Here is a 25,695-nt window from a genome sequence, read left to right as displayed (position 1 = left end):
CCGCAATTCCCGGCGCCCCTACGGATTGGATCCACCGGACCTGATGATGACGCGACCCCTGTCCCGCCGCCTGCTCGCCCTCGCCCTCGCTTCCGCGATCGCAGCGGCCCCGGTGATCCCCGCCTTCGCCGAGACGTTCGCGCCCTTCAACGCGAGCGACATCCGCGTCGACGGCCTGCAGCGCATCTCCGCCGGCACGGTGTTCACCTACCTGCCCATCGAGCGCGGCGACGCCGTCGACTCGGCGCGCGCCGCCGAGGCCATCCGCGCGCTCTACAAGACCGGCTTCTTCGAGGACATCCGCCTCGATCGCCAGGGCGACATCCTCGTCGTCACCGTGACCGAGCGCCCGGCGATCAACCGGCTCACGATCACCGGCAACAAGGACATCAAGACCGAGGACCTCACCAAGGGCCTCACCGAGATCGGACTGGCCGAGGGCGGCACGTTCGACCGCCTCGCGCTCGACCGCGTCACGCAGGAGCTCACGCGGCAGTACAACAACCGCGGCAAGTACAACGTCGTGATCACGCCGACGGTGGCGCGCCTCGACCGCAATCGCGTCGACGTGACGCTCGCGGTCGCCGAGGGCGACGCGGCGCGCATCCGCCACATCAACCTCATCGGCAACGAGAAGTTCGAGGAGAAGGACCTCCGCGACAACTGGGAGTCCGCCGAGTCGAACTGGTTGAGCTGGTACCGCCGCGACGACCAGTACTCGCGCGAGAAGCTCTCGGGCGACCTCGAGAAGCTCAACGCCTTCTACCTCGACCGCGGCTACATCGACTTCAACGTCGATTCGACGCAGGTGCAGATCAGCCCCGACCGGCGTGACATGTTCATCACCGCCGGCCTCACGGAGGGCGAGCAGTACAAGGTCTCGGGCGTGCAGGTCACCGGCGACACCGTGCTGCCGAAGGAAGAGATCGAGAAGCGCGTCTTCGTGAAGGAAGGCCAGATCTTCTCGCGCCGCCTGCTCGAGATCAGCTCCGATGCGATCACGGCGACGCTCGGCAACGTCGGCTACGCCTTCGCGCAGGTCAACACGGTCCCCGACGTCAACCGCGAGGACAAGACGGTCGGCATCAACCTGCAGGTCGTGCCGGGCCCGCGCGTGAACGTGCGCCGTGTCGTGTTCAAGGGCAATACGCGCACCTCGGACGAGGTCCTGCGCCGCGAGATGCGCCAGTTCGAAGGCAGCTGGTACTCGCAGGCCGCACTCGACCGCTCGAAGATCCGCCTGCAGGGCCTGGGCTTCTTCGAGTCGGTCGACGTCGAGACCGTGCCGGTGCCGGGTACGCCCGACCAGGTGGACGTGGCGGTCAACGTCAAGGAGACGACGTCGGGCAGCTTCGTGTTCGGCCTCGGCTACTCGCAGCTGACCGGCCTGACCACGCAGATCCAGCTGTCGCAGAACAACTTCCTGGGCACGGGCAATCGAGTCTCGGTGCAGGCGAACCGCAATTCCTACCTGCAGCGCTACGACTTCTCGTTCACCAACCCGTACTTCACCGACAGCGGCGTTTCGCTGGGCTACAACCTGTGGTGGCGCGAGTTCGACAACTCCAACTACAACACCGCGCAGTTCAGCTCGACGAGCGGCGCGGCGCAGGTGGTGCTCGGGATCCCGATCACCGAGACCGACACGGTCACCGCGCTGATCGGCATCGACTCGAACGAGATCTTCGCGTCGCCCGGCTCCACGCCGCTACCGCTCGTCGACTACATCGACGCGGTCGGCCAGCGCACGTTCCACACATGGCGCGCGCAGATCGGCTGGTCGCGCAATTCGCTCGACAACTTCCTCACGCCCACGACGGGCATGACGCAGCGCTTCAACGCGGAAGTCGCCCTGCCCGGCTCGACGGCCGAGTACTACAAGATCAACTACGACATCTCGAAGTTCTGGCGCCTGTCGCGGCACCTCGTGCTCAACACGCGCGCGGACATCGGCTATGGCGACAGCTACGGCGACCCCTTCGTGCGCAACGTCTGCTTCACCGCAGGCACGGTGAGCGACGCGAACGGCGACGGGGTGCCGGATACCTTCACCCCGGGTCCGGACCCGAGCGAGCCGTGCCTGCCGACGTCGCCGGACTACCGCCGCACGATCACCGCGGACGGCCTGCCGTTCTTCGAGAACTTCTACGCAGGCGGCGTGCGCTCGGTTCGTGGCTTCGCGGACAACACGCTCGGTCCCCGTGCGGTGGCGTTCCCGGGCTCGACGTTCACCCAGCCGATCGGTGGCGCGCTCAAGACCACGGGCTCGGTCGAGATGTTCTTCCCGACTCTGATCAATAGCCCGGCGGCCCGCCTGTCGGCGTTCATCGACGTCGGCAACGTCTACTCGGACTTCGACTCCTTCGATGCGGGCGAGTTGCGCGCGTCCACCGGCATGGCGCTCACGTGGCGTTCCCCGATGGGCCCGATCACGATCAGCTACGCCTATCCGATCAAGAAGCAGGAAGGCGACGAGCTCGAGCGCCTGCAGTTCACCTTCGGCGGCGTGTTCTGACGTCGCCATGACGCACGACGGCGACGCACGCCCGCACTACACGGCCGGCGAGCTCGCCGAGCGCTTCGGGCTTGAGCTGCGCGGGGATGCGGCGCAGCCGGTGGAGGGCGTCGCCACGCTCGGCGACGCCGGTCCGCGACGCCTGAGCTTCCTGGCGAACAGCAGGTACCGCGCGCAGCTCGCGGACAGCCGCGCGGGCGTCGTCGTGCTCGCGGCCGGCGACGCGGCGGCCGCGCCCTGTACGGCGCTCGTCGCACGCGATCCCTACTCGGCCTTCGCGCGCATCGCCGCGCTGTTCGAACCGCGTGCCGACGCGCCGGCCGGCGTGCACCCGAGCGCCGCAGTCGATCCGACGGCGCACATCGACCCCACGGCCAGCATCGGCCCGCACGTCAGCATTGGCGCACGCAGTCGCATTGCCGCGGGCGCCGTCGTCGGCCCGGGCTGCGTCATCGGCGAGGACTGCAGCATCGGGGAGGCGACGCGCCTCGTCGCACGCGTCACGCTCGTCACCCGGGTGAGGCTCGGCGCCCGCGTGCTCGTCCATCCGGGTGCGGTGCTCGGCGCCGACGGCTTCGGGATCGCCATGGATCGGGGCGCCTGGCTCAAGGTGCCGCAACTCGGGGGCGTCGTCGTCGGTGACGACTGCGAGATCGGGGCGAACACGACTATCGATCGCGGCGCTCTTGCCGACACCGTCCTCGAGGAGGACGTGCGGCTCGACAACCAGATCCAGATCGCGCACGGCGTGCATGTCGGGGCGCATACGGCGATGGCGGGTTGCGTCGCGGTGGCAGGCAGCACGCGCATCGGCCGCTACTGCCTGATCGGCGGCGCAGCGGGAATCGTGGGCCATATCGAGATCACCGACCGGGTGACGATCACCGCGATGAGCCTGGTCACCCATTCGATCCACGAGCCGGGTGAATACTCGTCTGGCACGCCGCTGATGGACAACCGCAGCTGGCGCCGCGCCGCGGCCCGCTTCCGGCAGCTCGACCGGCTCTTCAAGCGCGGCGGCTGAGGCGCGGGCCGATCCCCGCGTGAAGGATTATCATGCCGGGTTTCCGAGGCCGGACCACGAGGACGGCCGTCGAGCAGGATCCCGAATGAGCCAGACCGTGCAACTCCCCGTCGACGTCCGTGGTATCCAGGCGCTGCTCCCGCATCGCTATCCGTTCCTGCTGGTGGACCGCGTCGTGGAGTTCGAGCCGCGCAAGCGGGTCCTCGCGATCAAGAACGTCAGCTGCAACGAGCCCTTCTTCAACGGGCATTTCCCGGGGAACCCGGTGATGCCCGGTGTTCTGGTCGTCGAGGCGCTCGCGCAGGCCGGCGGCCTGCTCACGCAGCTCACCGCGCAGACCGAAGGTAACTCGAAACCCGGGGAAAAGCTGTTCTACCTCGTCAAGGTGGACAACGCGAAGTTCATGAAGATGGTCGTGCCGGGCGACCGCCTCGAGCTCGACGTCGAGCTCAAGCGCCACATCCGCAACATGGCGATGTACACGGGCGTCGCACGGGTGGACGGCGAGGTCGTGGCCTGCGCGGACATCCTCTGCGCCGAGGCGCAGTCCTGAGATGGCGGCGACGGTCCATCCGAGCGCGATCGTCGAGGCCGGCGCGACGCTGGCCGACGGCGTGGTCGTAGGCCCGTTCTGCTACATCGCGCGCGACGTCGAGGTCGGCGCCGGCACCACGTTCGGCCCGCACTGCTCCGTGCACGGCCCGACACGGATCGGGCGCGACAACCGCTTCATCGGCCACTGCGCCGTCGGCGGCGAGCCGCAGGACAAGAAATTCGCGGGCGAACGTACCGAGCTGGTGATCGGCGACGGGAACACGTTCCGCGAGTTCGTCACGCTCAATCGCGGCACGGGCAACGGCGGCGGCACCACGCGGATCGGAAGCCACAACTGGCTGCTCGCGTATACGCATGTCGCGCACGACTGCACGATCGGCGACCACTGCATCTTCTCGAACAATGCCACGCTCGCCGGGCACGTGACGGTGGGCGACCACGTCATCCTCAGCGGCTTCGCGGGCGTCCACCAGTTCTGCCGGATCGGTGCGCATGCCTTCGTCGGCATGGGCGCGTTCGTCAATGGCGACGTGCCGCCGTTCGTGATGGTCGCGCAGGAGGACTACGGCCGGCCGCGCGGCATCAATGCCGAGGGCCTCAAGCGTCGCGGATTCACGGCCGAGCGCGTCGCCGCGATCAAGCGCGCCTACCGAGCGCTCTACGTGGCCGGCGGATCGCTGGACGACGCGCGCGCCAAGCTCGCCGAGCTCGCGACCGACAGCGTGGACGTGCGCCTGCTGCTCGAATTCATCGACGGCGGCGAGCGGCCGCTGCTGCGCTGACGCGATGGCGTCGAGGCCGCCACGCATCGCGATCGTGGCCGGTGAAGCCTCGGGCGACCTGCTCGGCACCGGCCTGATCCACGCGCTCCGCGCGCGCTGGCCGGACGCGGAATTCGCGGGCGTCGGCGGCGACGGAATGCGCGGCGCCGGGCTCGATGCATGGCATGACGCCGACGAACTCGCGGTGATGGGACTCGCCGAGGTGCTCCGCCACCTGCCCCGTCTGCTTCGCCTTCGCAGCGCCCTGCGCACGCGGCTGCTGCAGTGGCGGCCGGATGTCTACGTCGGCATCGATGCGCCGGACTTCAACCTCGGCGTGGAGCGCTGGCTCAAGGCGCGCGGCATTGCCACCGTGCACTACGTCAGCCCCTCGGTCTGGGCCTGGCGGCAGGGGCGCGCGGCGAAGATCGGCCGCTCCGCCGATCGCGTGCTCTGTCTGTTTCCGATGGAGCCGCCGATCTACGCACGTCACGGCGTCGACGCGCGCTTCGTGGGCCATCCGTTCGCCGACGAGATGCCGCTCGACCCCGATCGCCGCGCCGCGCGCGAGGCCCTGCGGCTGCCGGTGGACGGCCCCGTGCTCGCTCTCCTGCCCGGTTCGCGCCGGTCCGAGATCGAGCGGCTCGGCGCGGATTTCCTCGCCGCGGCGGCGCAGGTCGCGTCACGCGTGGCGGGCCTGCGGGTCGTCGCGCCCATGGCGCATGCCCGGGCGCGCGCGACGTTCGAGCACATCGTCGCCGGCAGCGACGCGGGCACCCAGCTCGGCGATGCGCTGCGGATCGTCGACGGCCATGCGCGTACCGCGATGGCGGCGGCGGACGTCGTGCTGCTGGCATCGGGCACGGCGACGCTCGAGGCGATGCTCGCCAAGCGCCCGATGGTGGTCGGCTACAAGGTCGCACCGACGACCTACCGGCTGGTCAAGGGCCTGGGCATGCTCAAGGTCGACCGCTACGCATTGCCGAACATCCTCGCCGGCGAGTCGCTGGTGCCCGAGCTGATGCAGCAGGACTGCACGTCCGACGCGCTCGCCGATGCCGTGGCCGCCTGGTTCGCCGATCCTGGCGCGGTTGCCGCGCTCGAGCCGCGGTTCATGAACCTGCATCTGGAACTGCGACGCGACGCGTCCCGGCAGGCGGCCGAGGCCGTCGCCGAGGTCGTATCCTCGCGCCATGCCGACGTCCGTCCCCCAGCTCGCGCTTGACCTCGCCTCGCCCACGGCAGCGGAACGCATCGCCGGTGTCGACGAGGCTGGGCGCGGTCCGCTGGCCGGGCCGGTCGTTGTCGCGGCGGTGGTCTTCGAGCCCGGACGCACGCCGATCAACGGGCTGGCCGACTCCAAGCAGCTCTGCGCGGAGCGGCGGGAGGTCCTCGCCGTGCGTATCAAGGCCCGCGCGATCGCCTGGCATATCGAGGTGGTCGATGCCGCCACGGTCGACCGCCTGAACATCTATCACGCGACGATGCTGGGCATGCGCGCCTGCGTGGAGGCCGTGGCGCATGTCGCACGGGTCGCACGCATCGACGGCAATGCGCTGCCGAAGGGCCTGCCCTGTCCCGCCGAGGCGTGGATCGGCGGCGATGCGCGCTGCCGCTCGATCATGGCCGCCTCGATCCTCGCCAAGACGCATCGCGACGCGCTGATGACCGAATTGCATGCGCAATGGCCGCAGTACGGCTTCGACCAGCACAAGGGCTATTCAACCCCTGAGCATCTAGCGGCACTGGTCAAGTATGGGCCGTGCAGCGCGCATCGCCAGACCTTCAAGCCCGTCGCTTGCGCTAGAACAGCAGAATATCCCACGCCCAAACGCGCGGACTAACATAATATTTACGTACTGAAGTGACTTCGCCTTGCGCTACCAAACGATTTCAGTGGCATGATGGCGGTCACAGTTCATTCAGTTTGATGCCATGTCGACTCGTATTGGACGCCTCCCGGTTTTCGCCGGCATCCTGGTTGTAGGCGCATTGCTGATTGCTACGATTTCCAGTCGAGGCCGTGAGTCAACGGCATTTGTCTCGGATGGGCCCGCGTCGCAAGGTGCCGGCAAGACCTTAGGATCGGAACGGAGCGCAGTTGCGGCAACCGCGGGTGGGATTGCACACGTGCCCTCAACGCCCCCACCTAAAGTGATCCATGACGTCGACGCCGAGCGAGAAAAGATCATACGAGCCAATGAATCACGATGGTTGAGCGACGCTCGCTCATCTGCTGAGGAAGCGGCGCTCGAGGCGGACATTAATACGGTGTTGTCATCGAAAGATTTGGCCTCCGTGCGCTCGCATCCTACTGACGTGCATGCCGACTGCCGAGTGAGTATGTGCAAGGTCGAAGCGGGATTCGGTGCCGACGGTGGCGGCGACTGGGTTGTTCGCATGACCCTTCTGCTAGCTGACCGGTTCGCAACAGCGCGAAACGTGACGGTGGTTTCGGCGGACGGTACCGCGCGGGAGGTCCTCTACTTGTATCGCCACGGCGTGATTCCCCCGAACTGATCCCAGGGAACCGCGCACCCTGCCTTAACAGCGCGGACTAGGCCTTTGCAGGCTAACGAGGTGTAACCATGAAGCGTTCTTCTCTCGTAGGCTCCGTGGCGGCGTCCGTGCTCGTTCTCGGCGCAGCCCTTACCTTCACTGTTTCTGCAAGCACGAACATCACGCGGCCAGCTTCAAGCATCTGCAAGGCGGCGTTTGGCGCCGGGGCGAGCGTCTTCTACTTTGATGCAGAGTTCGCTCAAAATACGTCGACCGGCACCCAGTATTTGTCGTGTTCCGTGGATGATATCCACGACACGACGTCGGTCCAGTCACCGACTAACCTGAATCTCCACTTTCAGAACCCGAACGCTTCGGCCGCAACGGTGACCTGCGTTGTGGTCCTCACGCACCCGGGGCTTTCGCGATCGGTTGCGTCCTATACGATTAACGTCCCGGCAAACACTGGCTCGGCCCACTCCTTTAGCGATATTGGCCCCGGCTCGACTCCGGCGCTCCCGGCGCGCACGGAATCGCTTGACATGTACACCATGAGTTGCGCGATCCCCGCAGGCGTGAAGTTCAACAATATTTCGGTTCAGAGCCCGCGGAATATGGCAGCATAATCGCCTTGGATGGGTACCTAGGAGGCCCCGACACGTCGGGGCCTCCTTGCTTTTTGGGCTTGGACGCCGCAACGCCTATGCGTAGTCGCAAGCCCGGTCTGGGCAAGCCGCGCACCATCCTCCTCCGGTCGTGCCCTGTCGAACGTGCTCGCACATGTCCCGCTTCGTCCACCTGCACCTGCACAGCGAGTATTCGCTCACCGATTCGACCATCCGCATCGACGAGATGGTGAAGCGGTCGGTCGCGCTCGGGCAGCCCGCGGTCGCGCTGACGGACGTCAACAACCTCTTCGCCGCCGTGAAGTTCTACAAGGCGGCCGAGGGCGCGGGTATCAAGCCGATCCTCGGCGCGGACGTGGCGCTGGCGGACGGCAACGAGTCGCCCACTCGGCTCACGCTGCTGTGCCGCGATCGCGAGGGCTATCTCACGCTCTCGCGCCTGCTGTCGCGCATGTGGATGGAAGGCCATCGCAACGACGGCGTCGCGCTGCGGCCGGACTGGCTGCGCGAGGACAACGCCGGCCTGTTCGCGCTGGCCGGACGCCAGAGCCTCGGCGGAACCCTCGCCTGCAGCGGGCGCCATGACCTCGCGGAGGCCTGGCTGGTCGACTGGAAGGACGTGTTCGGCGACCGGCTGCACCTCGAGCTCGTGCGCACGGGGCGCAAGGGTGAGGATGCCTTCAACTCGTTCGCGCTCTACGCGGCGTCGCTGCGCGACATTCCCGTGGTCGCGAGCAACGACGTGCGCTTCCTCGAGGCGAGCGGCTACGAGGCCCACGAGGCGCGTGTCTGCATCGCGACGGGCCGAGTGCTCGACGATGCCAAGCGCCCGCGCGAGTACAGCCCGCAGCAGTTCCTGCGCTCGTGCGAGGAGATGGACGCGCTGTTCGCGGACGTGCCGGACGCGCTCGAGAATGCGCATGCGCTCGCGTTGCGCTGCAACGTGCAGATGAAGCTCGGGGAATACGCGCTGCCAGCGTTCCCGGTGCCCAGCGAGCATACGATCGAGTCGTGGCTACGCAATACCGCGCGGGAAGGCCTCGCCAAGCGCCTCGAGAAGGCGCCGCCGTCGGACGGACGCACCGCCGAGGACTACGCCTCGCGGCTGGAGACCGAGCTCGACGTCATCATCAAGATGGGGTTCCCGGGCTATTTCCTGATCGTCGCGGACTTCATCAATTGGGGTAAGTCGCACGGCATCCCGGTCGGCCCCGGACGCGGCTCGGGCGCGGGCTCGCTCGTGGCATGGGCGCTGGGTATCACCGACCTCGACCCGCTGCCCTACGACCTGCTGTTCGAGCGCTTCCTCAATCCCGAGCGCGTGTCGATGCCCGACTTCGACATCGACTTCTGCATGGATCGCCGTGACGAGGTGATCGACTACGTGGCGCGCAAGTACGGCCGCGACCGCGTCAGCCAGATCATCACCTACGGCACGATGTCGGCGAAGGCCGTGCTGCGCGACTGCGGCCGCGTGCTCGGCCACGGCTACGGCTTCGTCGACTCAATCGCCAAGCTGGTGCCGTTGATCCCCGCCGATCCGCTCTCGCTCGACGACGTGCTTGGCCGGAGCGACCGCGCGAAGAAGGATCCGGAGCGCTCGATCGGCGAGTTCATCACCCGCTACAACGCGGAGGACGACGTCCGCGATCTCGTGGACCTCGCGCTGCAGCTGGAGGACCTCACACGGAACGCCGGCAAGCACGCCGGCGGCGTGGTGATCGCACCCTCCCCGCTCAGCGACTTCTGCCCGCTGTTCGCCGAACACGACGGCCAGGGCCGCGGCCGAAACCCGGTCACGCAGTTCGACAAGGACGACGTCGAGGCGGTCGGCCTCGTCAAGTTCGACTTCCTCGGCCTACGCACGCTCACGATCATCGATTGGGCGGTGAAGTCGATCAACGTGCGCCGCGAAAACGAAGGCGCGGATCCGCTCGAGATCATCGCGCTCCCGCTGGATGACCCGAAGGCCTACGAGATCTTCGCGCGCGGCGACACGGTGGCAGTGTTCCAGTTCGAGTCGCGCGGCATGCGCGAACTGCTCAAGCGCGCGCAGCCCGACCGCTTCGACGACCTCATCGCGCTCGTTTCGCTGTACCGCCCCGGTCCGATGGACCTGATTCCGGACTTCATCGAGCGCAAGCACGGCCGGCAGGAGGTGCAGTACCCGCACCCGCTGCTCGAGCCGGTGCTGGCACCGACCTACGGCATCGTCGTCTACCAGGAGCAGGTCATGCAGACCGCGCAGATCCTGGGCGGCTATTCGCTCGGTGGCGCCGACCTGCTGCGCCGCGCGATGGGCAAGAAAAAGCCCGAGGAAATGGCGAAGGAGCGCGTGAAGTTCGAGGCCGGTGCGAAGGAGCACCACGGCATCGAGCCCAACGTGTCCGGCCCGATCTTCGACCTGCTGGAGAAGTTCGCGGGTTACGGCTTCAACAAGTCGCACGCGGCGGCGTATGCGCTGGTGTCGTACCAGACCGCATGGCTCAAGGCGCATTACCCGGCCGAGTTCATGGCCGCCGTGCTGTCGTCGGACATGGACAACACCGACAAGGTCACGGGCTTCCTCGACGAGGCGCGCGCGATGGGCCTCACGGTGCTGCCGCCCGACGTCAACGAGTCGGCCTACATGTTCTGCGCGACCACACCGGACACGATCCGCTACGGACTCGGCGCGGTGAAGGGCGTCGGCCGTGGCGTCTGCGAGGCGATCTGCGACGCGCGCCGCGCCGGGCCGTTCAAGGACCTGCTCGACCTCGGCCAGCGTGTCGACGGCGGGCGGCTGAACCGGCGTGCCCTCGAAGCCATGGCGCAGGCCGGCGCGCTGGACGCGCTCGGGCGCAACCGCGCGAGCCTGATGCTCCAGATCCCCGAGGTGCTGCGCGCGACCGACCAGCTGTCGAAGGAACTCGCGGCCGGCCAGGCCTCGCTGTTCGGCGGTGTCGATACCGCGGCGCCGGCGCTGCACATCGACCTGCCGGTCTGCGACGAGTGGCCGATCGGCCGCCTGCTCGAGGCCGAGCGGGACACCCTCGGCCACTACCTCAGCGGCCATCCGTTCGATCCGTATCGCGATGACGTGCACGCGCTGATCGGCTTCGACCTCGGCGACCTCGACCGGATCTGGGCGACGCGTCCGGATACCGGCGGACGCGGCAGCTGGCGGCAGGAGGTCGAGACGACGGTCGCCGGGCTCGTCGTCGGCTTCCGCAAGAAGGGCGACTCGCAGGTGTTCGTCCAGCTCGAGGACGGGCGCGGCCGGCTCGAGTGCGCCTTCTTCGCCGAGACCTACGCCGAGAATGCGTCGCTGATCGGCAAGGATCGGCTGCTCGTCGTGCAGGGCGGCCTGCGCGAGGATGCGTTCTCCGGCGGCTTCGCCCTCAAGGCGCAGCGCTGCTGGGACTTCGCCCAGCTCTGCGCGCGCCATGCACAGCGTCTCGCCCTGCGGCTCGACCTGCGCGACGCCGGCACGCTCGCACGCGTGGAGGCGCTGCTCGCCGCACGGCGGCCGGGCCCGACGCCGCTGCGCCTGCACCTGCTGATCGACCGCGCCTCGGGCCTGGTGGACCTCGACGGCAAGGCGGGCGTACGGATCGACCAGGAGCTCATCGAGACGCTCCGGGCGACACCGGGCGTGCGGATGGTCAAGCTCGCGCTCGCCAGGCCCTGGGCGCACTGAGCGGACAGCCCCGGACCATACGCCGCCGGCGGGTCGAATCCGGCCTTCACGGGCTACACTGCCCGCCTTTCACCCGCCCGGTCGCGCATGAATCCGAACTACCTCGATTTCGAGCAGCCCATCGCCGATCTTGAAGCGAAGATCGCCGAACTCCGGCATGCGAGCGATGGCAATTCGCTCGACGCCGCGCCCGAGATCCGCACGTTGCAGGACAAGGCTCGCAAGCGCACCGCGCAGATCTTCCGCGACCTCAGCCCGTGGCAGGTCTCGCAGCTGGCGCGGCATCCGCAGCGGCCCTACACGCTCGACTACGTGCAGGTGATCTGCGACGAGTTCCACGAACTCGCCGGCGACCGCGCGTATGCGGACGATCCGGCGATCGTCGGCGGCCTCGGCCGCATCGCGGGGCGCGCGGTGATGATCATCGGCCACCAGAAGGGCCGCGACACGAAGAGCAAGATCCGCCGCAACTTCGGCATGCCGCGCCCGGAGGGCTATCGCAAGGCGCTGCGCCTGATGAAGATGGCCGAGCGCTTCGGCCTGCCGCTGATCACCTTCATCGACACGCCCGGTGCGTACCCGGGCGTGGGCGCCGAGGAGCGCGGCCAGTCGGAGGCGATTGCGCGCAACCTGATGGAAATGGCCGAGCTCAAGGTGCCCGTCGTCTGCACCGTGATCGGCGAGGGCGGCTCCGGCGGCGCGCTCGCGATCGGCGTCGGCGATCGCACGCTGATGCTCGAATACAGCACGTATTCGGTGATCTCGCCGGAAGGCTGCGCGTCGATCCTGTGGAAGTCCGCCGACAAGGCGAAGGACGCCGCCGAACAGCTCGGCCTGACCGCCAAGCGCCTGCATTCGCTGGGGCTCGTCGACAAGGTGGTGCGCGAGCCTACCGGCGGTGCGCATCGCAATCCCCAGCAGATGGCGCGGCGCCTGAAGAGCGTGCTGCTCAACGAGCTCGACAGCCTCGCGCGCCTGCCCGCCGATACCCTGCTCGAGCGCCGCTACCAGCGCCTGCGCAGCTACGGCGCGTACGAGGCGGCGTAGCTTCCGCGCGCCTGATCGCGTCCTCCGCTTGCATCGGGTCGACAGGTCCAAATCGTCGGCGACTCCGGCCTGCGGCAATGGGCATGTTGATGGGCCCGCCTCGGGTCGCTCCTCCGCCAAGCGCCGTCGTGTCGCTGCGTCGACGACGGTGCAGTGTGTCGGTTCGGCGCGTCAGGCTGCCCGAATGGCACCATGCCGCCCATGCCCCACCCGCCTTTCAATCCGCCGGCCGACGGGCCCGTCTGCATCGCCTTGAGCGGCGGTCTCGACTCGACGGCACTGCTGCATGCCCTGTCCGGCGATCGATGCGTACGCCGCGACGGGCTGCGCGCGATCCACGTGCACCACGGCCTCCATGCCGCCGCGGACTCGTGGGCCGATCACTGCCGTGCCACATGCGCGGCGCTCGACGTGCCGATCGACGTCGTGCATGTCGATATCACCGCGCATGCGCATCTGGGCGCCGAGGGGGCCGCGCGCGCGGCGCGGTACGCGGTGTTCGCGCAACGCCTCGTCCCCGGCGAACGGCTCGCGCTCGCGCATCATCGCGACGACCAGGCCGAGACGTTCGTGCTGCGCGCACTTCGAGCGTCGGGTGTCGACGGCCTCGGCGCGATGCGCGCGCGCGCGCCGTTCGCCGGCGGCGTCCTCTGGCGCCCGTGGCTGGGTATCCCGCGCGAGCACATCCGCGCCTACGCGGCCGAGAACCGGCTTACCTTGGTCCAGGACCCGTCCAACGGGGACACCGCGTTCGATCGCAACTTCCTCCGCCACCGTGTGCTGCCGGGCCTCCGGGGCCGCTGGCCGCACGTGGATGCAGCCCTCGCGCGCGCTGCCGCACTCGCTGCGGATGCCGCGACGCTGCTCGATGCCGCCGATGCCGACCTTCTGTCGCTGCTCGCGACCGACGACCCCGCCACGCTCGATCTCGGCGGGCTCAAGCGCCTCCCCGAGGCGCGCCGGGCGCGACTGCTGCGTCGCTGGGTCGCATCGCTCGACCTGCCGCCCTTGCCGGCGCGTGCGATCGCTCAGCTCGAGGCGGAGGTCCTGTACGCCCGCCCCGACGCGGAGGCCGCCTACCGATGGCACGGTACGCGACTGTCGAGCTGGCGCGACCGCCTGCATGCCAGTCGGGAAGGCGTCGCGGCGCCCGTCTACCCGTCGCTGTGGGATGGTCGCCTGCCGCTTCGTTCTGACCAGGGCGACGTGCTGGAACTGCGCCCGGCAGCGGCACTCCCCGCGCCCGTGTCAGTGCGTTCGCGCGCAGGCGGCGAGCGCATCCGGCTTCCCGGGCGCACGCATCGGCATGCACTCAAGGACCTGCTGCAGGCACGCGCGGTCGCGCCCTGGCATCGCGTGCGCCTGCCGCTGCTGTTCGCGGCGGATGGCGAACTGCTCGCTGCAGGCGACCTCGTCGTGTCGGCGACGCTGCGGGACATGCTGCGCCCGCTCCACGCGCGACTTGCGTGGTCACCCGCGCGCGGCCTTGTGCGCGCCACGGCCGATTGACCCCGCCGACCCCGCTCGCCACACTTGCCCGATGGCGAAGAAGAATCCCGCGGAGCCCTCCCCCGTCGCCGATTTCGAGCGCTCGCTCGATGCCCTCGAGCAACTCGTCGAGCGGATGGAACAGGGCGACATGTCGCTCGAGGAATCGCTCGCGGCGTACGAGCGCGGCGTGGGCCTGTACCGGCGCTGCCAGACGGCGCTCGAGGACGCCGAGATGCGCGTACGCCTGCTGACCGATCCGCAGGATCCCGAGTCCGCGCAGCCGTATCCCGACCTGCCCGCCCCGGATGCCTGACCCCGCCTTCGACGCCTGGCGCGTTCGCATAGACGACGCACTGGCGCAGGCCCTCGCATCCGCACCGGCGGTACCGCCACGCCTGTCGGACGCGATGCGGCATGCGGTCCTGCTCGGCGGCAAGCGCATGCGCCCCCTGCTCGCATTCGCCGCGGGCAGCGTCTTCGATGCCGACGAGGCGCCGCTACTCGCATCGGCCGTCGCGGTCGAGCTGGTGCATGCCTACTCGCTGGTGCACGACGACCTGCCGGCGATGGACGCCGACACGCTCCGCCGCGGCCAACCGACCGTGCACGTCGCCTTCGACGAGGCTACGGCGATCCTCGCGGGCGATGCCCTGCAGGCACTCGCCTTCGACGTTCTCGTCGCTGCACCCGTGTCGCCGCCCGTGGCGGTCGCGCTCGTCGCCACGCTCGCGCGTGCGGCCGGCGGCGCAGGAATGTGCGGTGGCCAAGCGCTCGACCTCGAGGCGACGGGCCGCAGCGCGGAGGTCGACGTCCCGGCGCTGGAACGCCTGCACGCCCTCAAGACCGGTGCCCTGATCCGCGCGTCGGTGCGCATGGGCGCGCTCTGCGGCCGGGCCGACGGCGATGCGCTGGCGTCGCTCGACCGGTTCGCGGATGCGCTGGGGCTCGCCTTCCAGGTGCGGGACGACATCCTCGATGTCGAGGGTGACAGCGCCGCGCTCGGCAAGACCGCCGGCAAGGACGCGCTGCAGGACAAGGCGACCTTCCCGGGGCTGCTGGGCCTCGATGCCTCGCGCCTGCGGCTGGCCGCGCTCTGCGAGACCATGGAAGCGGCGCTCGAGCCGTTCGGCGAGCGCGCTGGCGCGCTGCGGCTCCTGGCCGCATACGCCGTACAGCGCAGCCACTGACGCGGCAGCCACCGACGCGTCAGCCCCCTCGTCAAATGAAAAGGCCCGGCAGCGCCGGGCCTTTCCGTCGGTCGACCGCTGGGCTTACTTGATCAGCCGCAGCGTGAACGGATAGCGGTAGGCCACGCCCTCGTTCGCCTTGATCGCCGCCATGACGGTGAGCACGAGCGCGGCGATCGCGACCGCAGGCAGCAGCAGGAAGCCGATCAGCACGATCATCGATGCACCCGCGATCAGCATGGCGATCGTGACCGTGATCTGGAAGTTCAGCGCTTCCTTGCCCTGGTCGTCCACGAACGGCATCGTGTCCTTCTTCATCAGCCAGAGAATCAGCGGGCCGATGATGTTGCCGAACGGCAGGATCAGGCCGAGCACGGCCGCGACGTGCGCGAACATGCCCCACTGGCGCTCTTCCGTAGTGCGGGACGTGCCGACGGCGGCGGCATCGCCGTAATGCGGCGGTGGAACCGAAGGGCCGCTCGAAGGTTCGTTGAAGTCGCTCATCGCCGTGTCCTGGTGGTGTGAAGGCTGTTGCCGGAGCCGCCACTTTCCGCCGGACGCAGCGGATGGTCAACCGCCGTCGGTCACGCTGCCCGCGACGGTCATGCGACCGACGAGGATCGAGCCGGTCAGGATGTGCGAGCGCCGGTCGACATCGTTGCCCACGGCCTCGATCGCACCGAACATCGCGCGCAGGTTGCCGGCCACGGTGATGCCGTCAACCGGATAGCGCAGCTCGCCGCCTTCGACCCAGAAGCCGGCCGCGCCGCGCGAATAGTCGCCGGTCGTCGTGTTCGCCCCGTGGCCCATCAGCTCGGTGACGAGGATGCCGCGGCCCATGCGGCCGAGCAGCTCTCCGAGGCCGCCGGCATTCGCGGTGACCTGGAGGTTGTGCACGCCGCCCGCGTTCGCGGTGGTCTCGAGGCCGAGCTTGCGCGCCGAGTAGCTGCCGAGCACGTAGCGGCGGAGCACGCCGCCCTCCACCAGCGACGAATCGCGCGTGGCCACGCCTTCGGCGTCGAAGGCCGACGAGCGCAGCCCGCGGACGAGGTGCGGACGTTCATCGATCCCGAACCAGTCCGGGAACAGCGGCGTGCCCACCGCGTCGACCAGGAAACTCGCGCCGCGATAGAGCGCGCTGCCCGAGACCGCGCCGAGCAGGTGGCCGATAAGCGAGCGTGCCATTTCCGCGGCGAACAGCACCGGGTACTCGCCGGTCGGCACCTGGCGCGGGTCCAGCCGCGAGACCGCGCGCTCGGCGGCGCGACGCCCGACGGCCGCCGGCGCATCCAGGTCGCGTTCGGCGAGGCCGAACGTGTACCAGCCGTCGCGCTGCATGCCGTCGCCGCGGCCGGCGATCAGCGCGCAGCCGAGGCTGTGCTGTGTATGCCGCTCACGTCCCAGGAAGCCGTGCGTGTTGGCGTAGACCGACACGCTGCGCCCACTGCTCACCGTCGCGCCGTCGGAGTTCTCGATGCGCGCATCGGCGTCGCGCCCGGCGGACTCGCAGGCGAGAGCGAGCTCGATCGCACGGTCGGCGTCGAGCGCCCACGGGTGCCAGCTGTCGAACTCGGGCATTTCGCGCGCCATCAGCGCGGCGTCGGCGAGCCCTGCGGCGGGATCTTCCTCGGTGTACCGCGCGATGGCGCAGGCCTGCTCGACCGTCGCGACCAGGCTCTCGTCGCGCAGGTCGGCGGTGCTGGCGCTGCCCTTGCGCCTGCCGAAGTAGACGGTGACGGCGATGCCGCGATCGCGGTTGGATTCGACGGTCTCGACCTCGCCCATGCGCACCGTCGCGCTCAGCCCGGCGTCTTCCGAGCAGCTCACCTCGGCCTGCGTCGCGCCCTTTCGGCGGCAGTGGTCGATGAGGCGCTCGGCGAGGCCCGAGAGCATGTCGAGGCGCTCGGTGCTGTCGTCGTGGAGGGTCGTCGTCGGGGCGATCGCGTTCAATGTCTTATCCTTCCGGGCCTTGCATCCACGGCCACGGCCGCGGACGGATCAACGAGCGTCGCGACCGGGTTCGCGCGCTGGAGGCACGATGCGCGGTCGCGACGAAGAAAGCGGTGAATTCCTCAGCCCCAGCCGCAGCGAGAAGCGGCGGCAGGCGCTCGGCGTGCTGGAGCTGGCCGAGACCCTCGCCGCGCTGAGCGAGGCGCAGCTGGCGCGCGTGCCGGTGCCCGAGGCGGTGCTTCCGCACATCGCGGACACGCGGCGTATCACCGCGAACGTCGCGCGCAAGCGCCAGCTGGCGTTCCTGGCCAAGCAGATGCGCCGGCTCGACGAGTCCGAGCTGCAGGCGATGCGCGACGCGCTCGACGAGAACAGCAAGGCCGCGCGGGTGGAGGTGGCGGCGATGCATCGCGTCGAGGACTGGCGCGACCGCCTGCTCGACGGCGGCGACGAGGCCTTGGCGCGCTTCCTCGACGCGCACCCGCAGGGCGACCGCCAGCGCCTGCGGCAACTCGTGCGCAATGCACTCGAGGAGCGCCGACGCGGCAAGCCGCCGCAGTCGTATCGTGAACTCTTCCGCGAGATCCGCGACGCGGTGCTGGCTGGTGGCGATGCCGCAGCCGCGCACGAGGACGACGCCATCGACGACGCGGCGCACTGATCGCGAGATCGACGGGGCGGCGGCGCGGCTTCGGCCGCCCGCTCGTCGCGAGGGAGCTCGATGCCGAGCGAGCGCTGCGCCGCCCGTGCGCACCGGCACCCTCAGGCCCGCGTACCGCCGACCGTGAGCCCGTCGATCAGCAGGGAGGGCTGGCCGACACCCACGGGCACGCTCTGTCCATCCTTCCCGCAGACGCCCACGCCTTCGTCGAGCGCGAGGTCGTTGCCGATCATCCGCACCTTCTGCATGGTCTCCGGCCCGTTGCCGATCAGCATCGCGCCCTTCACTGGCGCGGTGACCACGCCGTCCTCGATCATGTAGGCCTCGGTCGCCGAGAAGACGTACTTCCCGGACGTGATGTCGACCTGTCCGCCGCCGAAGTTGACCGCGTACAGGCCGCGCTTGACCGAACGGATCATCTCCTGCGGATCGTGCGGGCCGGCGAGCATGTAGGTGTTGGTCATCCGCGGCATGACCAGGTGCGCGAACGACTCGCGACGGCCGTTGCCGGTGGGCTGCATGCCCATGAGTCGCGCGTTGAGCGTGTCCTGCATGTAGCCGACGAGCACGCCGTCCTCGATGAGCGTGGTGCAGTTCGTCGGCGTGCCCTCGTCGTCGATGTTGAGCGACCCGCGGCGGCCGGGCAGCGTGCCGTCGTCGACGATGGTCACGCCTGGCGAGGCGACGCGCTGGCCGATGCGGCCGGCGTACGTCGACGTGCCCTTGCGATTGAAGTCGCCCTCGAGCCCGTGGCCGACCGCCTCGTGCAGCAGCACGCCGGGCCAGCCGCTGCCGAGCACCACCGGCATGACGCCCGCCGGCGCGTCGATGGCGTCGAGGTTCACCAGCGCCTGCCGCAGCGCTTCGCGCGCGAGACGTTCCGGTGTATCGCCGCCGAGCAGCTCGTCATAGCCATAGCGCCCGCCACCGCCCGCATAGCCCTGCTCGCGCCGGCCGCCGTGCTCCACGATGACCTGCACGTTGAGCCGCACGAGCGGCCGGACGTCGGCCGCGACCAGGCCGTCGCTGCGCGCGACCAGCACCGTGTCGACACCGCCGGACAGGCTCACCGTCACCTGACGCACGCGCGGATCGGCGGCGCGCAGCAGGCGGTCGACGCGGCGCAGCGCCTCGACCTTGGCCTCGTTGCCCATCGCGTCGATGGGATCGAAGGCGGCATACAGTGCGCGCCCGCCGCTGCGGACCAGCGGGCGATCGCCCGCGAGCGCGTCGCTCGCCACGGTCCCCTTGGCGATCGCACGCGCGGACTGCGCGGCCTCCAGCAAGGCACGCGTGTCGATCTCGTCGGAGTACGCGAAGCCCGTCTTCTCGCCGCTGATCGCACGTACGCCCACGCCCTGCTCGATCGAGTGCGCCCCGTCCTTGACGATGCCGTCCTCGACCGTCCAGCTCTCGCGGCGCGCGTGCTGGAAGTAGAGATCGCCGAAATCGACGCCGGGGGCAACGAGCGCGGCGAAGGCGCGGTCGAGGCTGGCGACATCCAGCCCGGCGGGCGCGAGCAGGCGGGATTCGGCGGACGACAGCGCTTCGGTCATGGACTATTCCGTGGTGGCGCGACGCGGGCGCCGCTGCGGGGACTATAGGGAAGCCGGCGTGAGCGCTCAGCCGGCGGGCTCGACGGGGACATGCGTGCGGCTCTGGCTGCGGCTCATCACCTCGACCTTGGGATCGGCCCAGGGGCCGGTCACGCGGTACGTCTTGGCGCCGATCTGGCCCAGCGGCTTGCGCAGCACGGCATTGGCCGCCGCGCCGATCGCCGCGCCGACCGGCCCGCCCGTGAGTGCGCCGACGGCCGTGAGCAGGTTGCCGGACTTGGGGCGCACCTCGATGGTCTGGTCGAAGGTCTGCTGGCGCAGGTTGGCCGCGCCTTCGATGTCGATATCGGCCGCGGGGCCGCGGATCGCGAGGCCCTCGCTCCGCGCGAGCCCGCCACCGAGGCGCACGGTGCCGCGCAGGCGGTTGAAGCTGAAACCCTTCGAGAAGAAGTCGCGGAAGTCGAGCGTGAGCCGGCGCGGCAGCTCGGCGAGGCTGAGCAGGCCGAGCACGCGCCCCGCCCCGGGCTCCACTTCCAGCAGGCGGCCGTCACGTGCATCCACCGCCAGGCTGCCCTCGAGTGCCGCAGCGGAGAAGTCGGTCGGCGCGCCCTCCCAGCCGGCGACGAAGCGGGCCGTGCCCTTTCCACCGCCCAGACGCCCCCCGAAGCCGAAGCCTGCGAGCAGCGCGCCGAAGTCGCTGCTGGTCACCGCGACGTCGAGCCGCGTGCGCGCCGCGCTCGCACGGCCTGTCCAGCTGCCGGTCGCCTCGATCTTCTGGCCGCGTCCCTGCGCGACGAACTGCTCGAGCGCGAGGCCGCCCGGCATCGGGCGCATGCGCAGCCGCGAGGCGCCGAGCGACGCCGTCCCCAGCCGCAGGTCGTCGATGTCGACCGAGATGCCGGGCAGGCCCGCAGGATCGACCGAAGCAGGCGCCGCCGCGGCGGCGGTGCGCGCCGAGGGCGCCGGGCCCCCGCGCGACGCATTCGCTACGGCCGGCGTCGTGCGCGAGCCTGCCGCCGGCGCTGGCGGCGGACGCCAATGCACGCGCGCGAAGCGCCCGCTGATCGTGCCGCCCCGGTCGGGCACGGTGATGCTGCCGGCCAGTGCCGGGCCGTCGACGCGAACCCCGAGGGCGCCGCCCGCCGCCGGCGCGACCTGCAGGCGGGACTCGCCGAACTGCCCGCCCAGCATCATCAGCCGGGCGGTGCTGACGTCGACGCGCTGCAGCGACAGCCCATCGCCCCCGCTTCCCGTTCCGCCGCGTGCGAAGGCGATCCAGTCGAGTGCGTCGAGCTGCGCGGCGCGGCCCGTCGCGACCAGTCCCTCCGCGGGCGCCGGCTCCGACACCGTGCCGCCGCCGAGCGCCACGCGCACCCCGGTGCGGCCACGCACCGTGCGCGCACGCACGCCCATGACGTCGCCGAGCGCGACGGTGACGTCGCCGCTGCCCAACGGCAGGGGCGTGTCGACGAATGCCGCGAGCGCCTCGCCCGACGGCTTGCGCAGCGGCGCGGGGAGATCGAGCGCGGTGCCGACCAGCGACGACCGCAGCTGCAGGTGTGCGCTCTCGCTGACGCCCGGCGCGGCCCGCGGCACCACCACGCCGACGGTCCATGTCGAGCGCCCCCCGACGTGCGGCGCGAGCCAGGCCATCTCGGGTGCGCGCGCCAGCAGCGCATCGATGTCGAAGCTGCCGTCGACACCACCCTCGAACGCATTGCGCGCATCCCGCACATGTCCGACACCCGCCCGCAGCGCGAGCGCGCCCGGTTGGCCGTCGTGGCGCACGAGCAGGCGGTCGGCGGCGAAGCCGGCCTGGTCGTAGCGGGCGCGGCCGCGCACGTCGTCGAAGCGCAGGTTCCAGCGCCGATCGGCGAGCGTCGCGCCGCGTAGGTCCACGCTGCCGTCGATGGCGAGCGGCTCGGCCCGGCCGAGCGGCATCGAAAGCCCGAACTCCACCGCCGCCGGGCCGGAGGCCGAGATCGCGTCGAACGTTTCCGGCTGCATCGCGCGCAGCGGACTCGCGCGCACCACCTCGAGCACCCGCGCGGCGTCCGCGAGGCCTTGCGCGTCGACGCGGAGCGTGCCGTGGCTGTAGTCGTCGATCGACGCCTGCAGGCGGGGCAGCGCGATCTGCCCGACCCGGCCGCGGCCGTCGATCTCGAAACCGTTGCCGACGAAGGCGACGTCGGCAGTGACGTCCTCCGCGGCCGGCCAGTCCGGCTGGAACTTCACCGTGGCGCCGACGACGTGGCCGCGCGCTTCGAAGCGCCCCTCGCCGTGGACGAACGGCCAGTGGTCGAGGTCCCCGGCGACGATCGCGCGCCCCTGCTCCACGCGGCCGCCGACCAGCGCGGCATCGAGCCAGTGGACGACGGTGGCGGGCATGACGTGGCGCACCCAGAAGCGCTTGGCGACCGGAACCTGCGCCGGCCGGATGTCCGCGGCGAGCGTCATCCACGGGCGACTGCCGTCGCCCTGCCACTGCAGCCCGCCGCGCACGTCGGCGGCATAGCCTTCGCCCGCCACGTGCAGGGCCTGCGTGTCGACGCGCCAGCCCGGCGCATCCTGCCAGCCGTTGGCCCGGCCGCTGAGTCGCACGACGTGGTCGGGGCCGAACGCCTGCGGCCATGCGAAGCGGACGGGGCTCGTCGGGTCGAAGTCGAACTCGAGGCCGCGGGTATCGGCGAGCACGCCGCCGGCGAGCCCCGAGATGCCGGGGCTGCCCCCCACGCGTGCGAAGCCGATTCGACGCACGCGGGCCTCCACCCGTAGCGCCTCGCCACGGCCGTGCATCCGCAATTCCTGCACCAGCCCGGCGGGCCGCGCGGCACGGATCCAGCGGCGCAGGCCGGGCTCCATGCGGTCGGTCAGCGCCGCCGCCTGCAGCAGCGGCGCGGCGTCGACCTCGCGCGCGGCGAGTCCGAAGCGGCCACCGCCCGCGATGGCGAGGCCGTCGAGCGTCTGCTCCCGCTGGCCGGCGCCGATGCGCAGGCGCGGCAACGCCACGCTCCAGCGACCCGCGGCGGCCGTCCATTCGCCAAGCACGTCGAGCGTGCCGACGTCGAAGGCCGGCGCGCGACCGTCGAGCGGCGCACCGGCGAGCGTCACCTCGCCCAGCGAAGCACGCGCCGTCACGCGGGTGACACGCTTGTCGCGCACGTCGGCCCACGCTTCCGCGCGCCCGCGCCCGCCCGTGACGCGAACGCCGGCGGCCTTGAGCGCGCCCGACCAGCGCGCAAGGTCGACACGCTGCGCGCCCGCGTAGACGTTCGCGTCGCCGCTCGCGCGCCGGTACTCGACCACGCCATCCACCGGCGTTGCATTCGCGGCGGGCCACGCGCGCACGCCGGCCCGCACGCGGTCGCCGTCCACGCGCATGCGCACGTCGACGCGCGGCACGGTGAGATCGATGCCCAGCTCCGGCGCGACCACCGCGAGTCGGCCGTCGACGACGTGCAGCTCGCCGAGGCGATCGAGCGCGGCGAAGGGATCGCCCCCGGCCGTTTCCTGCCCCGGCAGCCCGCGGACATGCCAGAGCCCGTCGCGACCCCGCTCGAGCGTGAGATCCAGCCCACGCAGGCGCAGCTGGGTGAAGGCATGGCCCGGAAGCAGGCCCTGGTAGACGGACGCGAGGAGCTCGGCGTCGCCCAGGAGCACCGCGTCGCCACCCTCGCCGATCCGCAGGCCCTGCAGGCGCACCAGCGGGCCGAGCCGCGTCCAGTCGGTGCGCAGCGCATCGAAGGCCACCGGCCGGCCGGTGCGATGCTCCAGCCAGGCCTCCACGCGCGCCGGGTGCTGCGCGAGCAGCGGCAGCGCGAGGCTCGCCAGGCCCAGCACGATCGCGAAGCCGATCACCGCCGCGGCCAGCAGATAGCCGAGACCGACATGCGCGCGCTTGGCGTGGCGGAGGATCACGGGGCGGCGAAGTCCGAAGAGGAAAGGAAGCCGGCGGGCGCGAAGCACGCGTGGCGATGCGCGCGACGCGGCCCCGCCGCGCCGACGCTGCACGCCGCACGGGGCCGCATCACGCGCGCGAGGCCACGCAGGCGTCAGAGCAGCACGACATCGAACTGCTCCTGCGAATACTGCTCGTCCGCCTGGAAGCGGATCGACTTGGCGAGGAATTCCTCGAGCTCCGCGACGGCCGCCGATTCCTCGTCGGTGATGCGTGCGACCACCTTCGGCGACGCGATCACCAGCAGGCGCTGCGCATCGAACTGGCGCACCTGCCGCACGATGTCGCGGAAGATCTCGTAGGTCACCGTCTCCGGCGTCTTCAGCGAGCCGCGGCCGCCGCACTCGTGACAGGGCTCGGACAGCTGCCGCTGCAGGCTCTCGGTGGTGCGCTTGCGGGTCATCTCGACGAGACCCAGCGGGGAGAAGTCGTACACGGTCGTCTTGGCGTGGTCGCGGGCGAGCGCCTTCTCGAGCTGGCGGAGCACCTGCCGCTTGTGCTCGGCATCCGTCATGTCGATGAAGTCGATGATGATGATGCCGCCAAGATTGCGGAGTCGAAGCTGACGCGCGACCGACTGGGCGGCCTCGAGATTCGTGCGGTACACGGTTTCCTCGAGGTTGCGCTGACCGAGGAATGAACCGGTGTTCACGTCGATCGTCGTCATGGCCTCGGTCTGGTCGATGACGAGGTAGCCGCCGCTCTTGAGCGGCACCTGCTTCTCGAGCGCCCGCTGGATCTCGTCCTCCACGCCGTAGAGGTCGAAGATCGGCCGAGCGCCGGCGTAATGCTCGATCTTCTCGTTGAGGCCCGGCATGTACTGTGCGGCGAACGCCTTCAGCCGGTCGCAGGTCTCGCGCGAGTCCACCTTCACCTTCTCGACGTCGCGACGCAGCAGGTCGCGGACCGCGCGCATCGGCAGCGACAGATCCTCGTAGACACGCTCGCCCACCTTCGACGCCTGCGAGCGCTCCTCGATCAGCGACCAGACGCGACCCAGGTAGGCGACGTCCTCGGCGATCGCCTCGTCGGGCTGGCCTTCGGCGTTCGTGCGCACGATGTAGCCGTGCTGCGCGCCGCCGGGCGATGCCGACGTCACGATGTGCTTGAGTCGCGCGCGCTCGGTTTCGTCCTCGATGCGCGCCGAGACGCCGACCACGCGCGTGCGCGGCAGCAGCACGAGATAGCGCGACGGTATCGACAATTGCGTGGTCAGCCGCGCGCCCTTGCTGCCGATCGGGTCCTTCACCACCTGCACGACGATGTCCTGCCCGTCGCGCAGCAACTCGGTGATCGGTCGCGTGGGCTGGGATGGCAGCGGCGCGGCTTCCTCGCCGCCTTCGCCCACCGGCGCCGGCTTGACGACATCCCCGGCATGCAGGAAAGCCGCGCGCTCCAGGCCAATGTCGACGAACGCGGCCTGCATGCCCGGCATCACGCGCTGCACGCGGCCCTTGTAGATGTTGCCGACCACGCCACGCCGCCAGCCGCGTTCGATGTGCAGCTCCTGCAGCATGCCGTTCTCGACGACCGCCACGCGCGTCTCGCGCGGCGTGACGTTGATCAGGATCTCCTCGGTCATGCGCCCGCCCCGTCCGCCGCGAAAACGTCGACGCCGAAGTCGGCGAGCAGGCGCGCCGTGTCGTGCACGGGCAGCCCCATCACGCCGGAGTAGCTGCCGTCGAGCCGCGTCACGAACGCCTCCGCACGGCCCTGGATCGCATAGGCGCCCGCCTTGCCGGCCCACTCGCCGGTGGCGAGGTAGCCGTCGAGCTGGCCCGGCGTGAGCGCGGCGAAGGTGACCTCGGACAGGCTGATCGCCTGCGCCTCGCGGGAGGCGGACATCAGCCAGACCACGCTCACGACCTGGTGCGTGCGGCCGGACAGTCGCATCAGCATCGCCGCCGCGTCGTCGGCGTCGGCGGGCTTGCCGAAGACCTCGTCGTCGAGAACGACCTCGGTATCCGCCGCGAGCACCAGTGCGTCGGGGCTCGAGCCGACCGCGAGCAGCCCGGCGCCGGCCTTCTCGCGGGCCACGCGCCGCACGTAGTCGAGCGCGGGCTCACCGGGCTGGCGGACTTCGGGAATGTCGATGTCGAGGACGTCGGGGACGAGGCCCAGGCGGCCGAGCAGTTCGCGCCGACGCGGCGATTTGGAGGCGAGATAGAGCATCGGCGCAAGAATAC

Annotated in this window: 20 protein-coding genes; 14 read left to right on the top strand and 6 right to left on the bottom strand. The window is 70.3% G+C overall.

The window, feature by feature from the left end; genetic code table 11:
- Nucleotides 1-46: 46 nt before the first annotated feature.
- From bamA to ACYVJJ_RS09550, 13 genes are all read left to right on the top strand, one after another.
- Nucleotides 47-2,515, top strand: coding sequence for an outer membrane protein assembly factor BamA (gene bamA / locus ACYVJJ_RS09610; protein ID WP_460833059.1), 2,469 nt, complete (start codon nt 47-49; stop codon nt 2,513-2,515).
- Nucleotides 2,516-2,522: 7 nt separating this feature from the next.
- On the top strand, nt 2,523-3,539 hold the full coding sequence (gene lpxD / locus ACYVJJ_RS09605; RefSeq protein ID WP_460833057.1) for a UDP-3-O-(3-hydroxymyristoyl)glucosamine N-acyltransferase: 1,017 nt from the start codon (nt 2,523-2,525) through the stop codon (nt 3,537-3,539).
- An 85-nt stretch (nt 3,540-3,624) separates the two neighbouring features.
- Nucleotides 3,625-4,092, top strand: a complete 468-nt coding sequence (gene fabZ, locus ACYVJJ_RS09600; protein WP_460833056.1) for a 3-hydroxyacyl-ACP dehydratase FabZ — start codon at nt 3,625-3,627, stop codon at nt 4,090-4,092.
- A 1-nt stretch (nt 4,093) separates the two neighbouring features.
- Nucleotides 4,094-4,876, top strand: a complete 783-nt coding sequence (lpxA, locus tag ACYVJJ_RS09595) for an acyl-ACP--UDP-N-acetylglucosamine O-acyltransferase (RefSeq protein WP_460833055.1) — start codon at nt 4,094-4,096, stop codon at nt 4,874-4,876.
- Between the two features lie 4 nt (nt 4,877-4,880).
- On the top strand, nt 4,881-6,080 hold the full coding sequence (gene lpxB, locus ACYVJJ_RS09590; protein ID WP_460833053.1) for a lipid-A-disaccharide synthase: 1,200 nt from the start codon (nt 4,881-4,883) through the stop codon (nt 6,078-6,080).
- Nucleotides 6,049-6,699 carry a ribonuclease HII gene (locus ACYVJJ_RS09585; RefSeq protein WP_460833052.1) on the top strand — a complete coding sequence of 217 codons (651 nt, stop codon included), beginning with the start codon at nt 6,049-6,051 and terminating at the stop codon, nt 6,697-6,699. The genes lpxB and ACYVJJ_RS09585 overlap by 32 nt, the downstream gene beginning before the upstream one ends.
- 310 nt (nt 6,700-7,009) lie before the next feature.
- On the top strand, nt 7,010-7,375 hold the full coding sequence (locus tag ACYVJJ_RS09580; RefSeq protein WP_460833050.1) for a hypothetical protein: 366 nt from the start codon (nt 7,010-7,012) through the stop codon (nt 7,373-7,375).
- A gap of 68 nt (nt 7,376-7,443) precedes the next feature.
- On the top strand, nt 7,444-7,980 hold the full coding sequence (locus ACYVJJ_RS09575) for a hypothetical protein (protein ID WP_460833049.1): 537 nt from the start codon (nt 7,444-7,446) through the stop codon (nt 7,978-7,980).
- A gap of 154 nt (nt 7,981-8,134) precedes the next feature.
- Nucleotides 8,135-11,659, top strand: a complete 3,525-nt coding sequence (gene dnaE, locus ACYVJJ_RS09570) for a DNA polymerase III subunit alpha (protein ID WP_460833047.1) — start codon at nt 8,135-8,137, stop codon at nt 11,657-11,659.
- 87 nt (nt 11,660-11,746) lie between these two features.
- Nucleotides 11,747-12,706 carry an acetyl-CoA carboxylase carboxyltransferase subunit alpha gene (locus tag ACYVJJ_RS09565; protein ID WP_460833046.1) on the top strand — a complete coding sequence of 320 codons (960 nt, stop codon included), beginning with the start codon at nt 11,747-11,749 and terminating at the stop codon, nt 12,704-12,706.
- A 201-nt stretch (nt 12,707-12,907) separates the two neighbouring features.
- Nucleotides 12,908-14,215 carry a tRNA lysidine(34) synthetase TilS gene (gene tilS / locus ACYVJJ_RS09560; RefSeq protein ID WP_460833044.1) on the top strand — a complete coding sequence of 436 codons (1,308 nt, stop codon included), beginning with the start codon at nt 12,908-12,910 and terminating at the stop codon, nt 14,213-14,215.
- Between the two features lie 31 nt (nt 14,216-14,246).
- Nucleotides 14,247-14,510 carry an exodeoxyribonuclease VII small subunit gene (locus tag ACYVJJ_RS09555; protein WP_460833043.1) on the top strand — a complete coding sequence of 88 codons (264 nt, stop codon included), beginning with the start codon at nt 14,247-14,249 and terminating at the stop codon, nt 14,508-14,510.
- The gene (locus ACYVJJ_RS09550) at nt 14,503-15,384 is read left to right on the top strand and encodes a polyprenyl synthetase family protein (RefSeq protein WP_460833041.1); all 882 of its coding nucleotides are present in this window, start codon (nt 14,503-14,505) and stop codon (nt 15,382-15,384) included. The genes ACYVJJ_RS09555 and ACYVJJ_RS09550 overlap by 8 nt, the downstream gene beginning before the upstream one ends.
- Before the next feature lie 84 nt (nt 15,385-15,468).
- On the opposite strand, the gene ACYVJJ_RS09545 is transcribed toward ACYVJJ_RS09550, so the two are convergent.
- On the bottom strand, nt 15,469-15,888 hold the full coding sequence (locus ACYVJJ_RS09545; protein WP_460833040.1) for a DUF4870 domain-containing protein: 420 nt from the start codon (nt 15,886-15,888) through the stop codon (nt 15,469-15,471).
- A gap of 66 nt (nt 15,889-15,954) precedes the next feature.
- Entirely contained in the window at nt 15,955-17,277 is a 1,323-nt protein-coding gene (pmbA, locus tag ACYVJJ_RS09540) for a metalloprotease PmbA (RefSeq protein ID WP_460833362.1), read from the bottom strand.
- 145 nt (nt 17,278-17,422) lie between these two features.
- Here pmbA and yjgA point away from each other — a divergent pair, with 145 nt between their 5' ends.
- Entirely contained in the window at nt 17,423-17,995 is a 573-nt protein-coding gene (gene yjgA, locus ACYVJJ_RS09535; protein ID WP_460833038.1) for a ribosome biogenesis factor YjgA, read from the top strand.
- 101 nt (nt 17,996-18,096) lie between these two features.
- Here yjgA and tldD read toward each other — a convergent pair whose 3' ends face one another.
- The 4 genes from tldD to ACYVJJ_RS09515 all read right to left on the bottom strand — a co-directional run bounded on the left by tldD (nt 18,097) and on the right by ACYVJJ_RS09515 (nt 25,681).
- Nucleotides 18,097-19,551, bottom strand: coding sequence for a metalloprotease TldD (tldD, locus tag ACYVJJ_RS09530; RefSeq protein WP_460833036.1), 1,455 nt, complete (start codon nt 19,549-19,551; stop codon nt 18,097-18,099).
- Nucleotides 19,552-19,617: 66 nt separating this feature from the next.
- Nucleotides 19,618-23,469 carry a YhdP family protein gene (locus ACYVJJ_RS09525; protein WP_460833034.1) on the bottom strand — a complete coding sequence of 1,284 codons (3,852 nt, stop codon included), beginning with the start codon at nt 23,467-23,469 and terminating at the stop codon, nt 19,618-19,620.
- A 134-nt stretch (nt 23,470-23,603) separates the two neighbouring features.
- The gene (gene rng, locus ACYVJJ_RS09520; RefSeq protein WP_460833032.1) at nt 23,604-25,091 is read right to left on the bottom strand and encodes a ribonuclease G; all 1,488 of its coding nucleotides are present in this window, start codon (nt 25,089-25,091) and stop codon (nt 23,604-23,606) included.
- Nucleotides 25,088-25,681, bottom strand: coding sequence for a Maf family protein (locus ACYVJJ_RS09515; protein ID WP_460833030.1), 594 nt, complete (start codon nt 25,679-25,681; stop codon nt 25,088-25,090). Before ACYVJJ_RS09515 ends, rng begins: the two co-directional genes overlap by 4 nt.
- Nucleotides 25,682-25,695: the final 14 nt, after the last annotated feature.

The sequence above is a fragment of the Lysobacter humi (ex Lee et al. 2017) genome, from assembly GCF_054781815.1.
The sequence above is the reverse complement of the archived record's forward strand: the minus strand, read 5'-3'. Positions and strand labels throughout refer to the sequence as shown.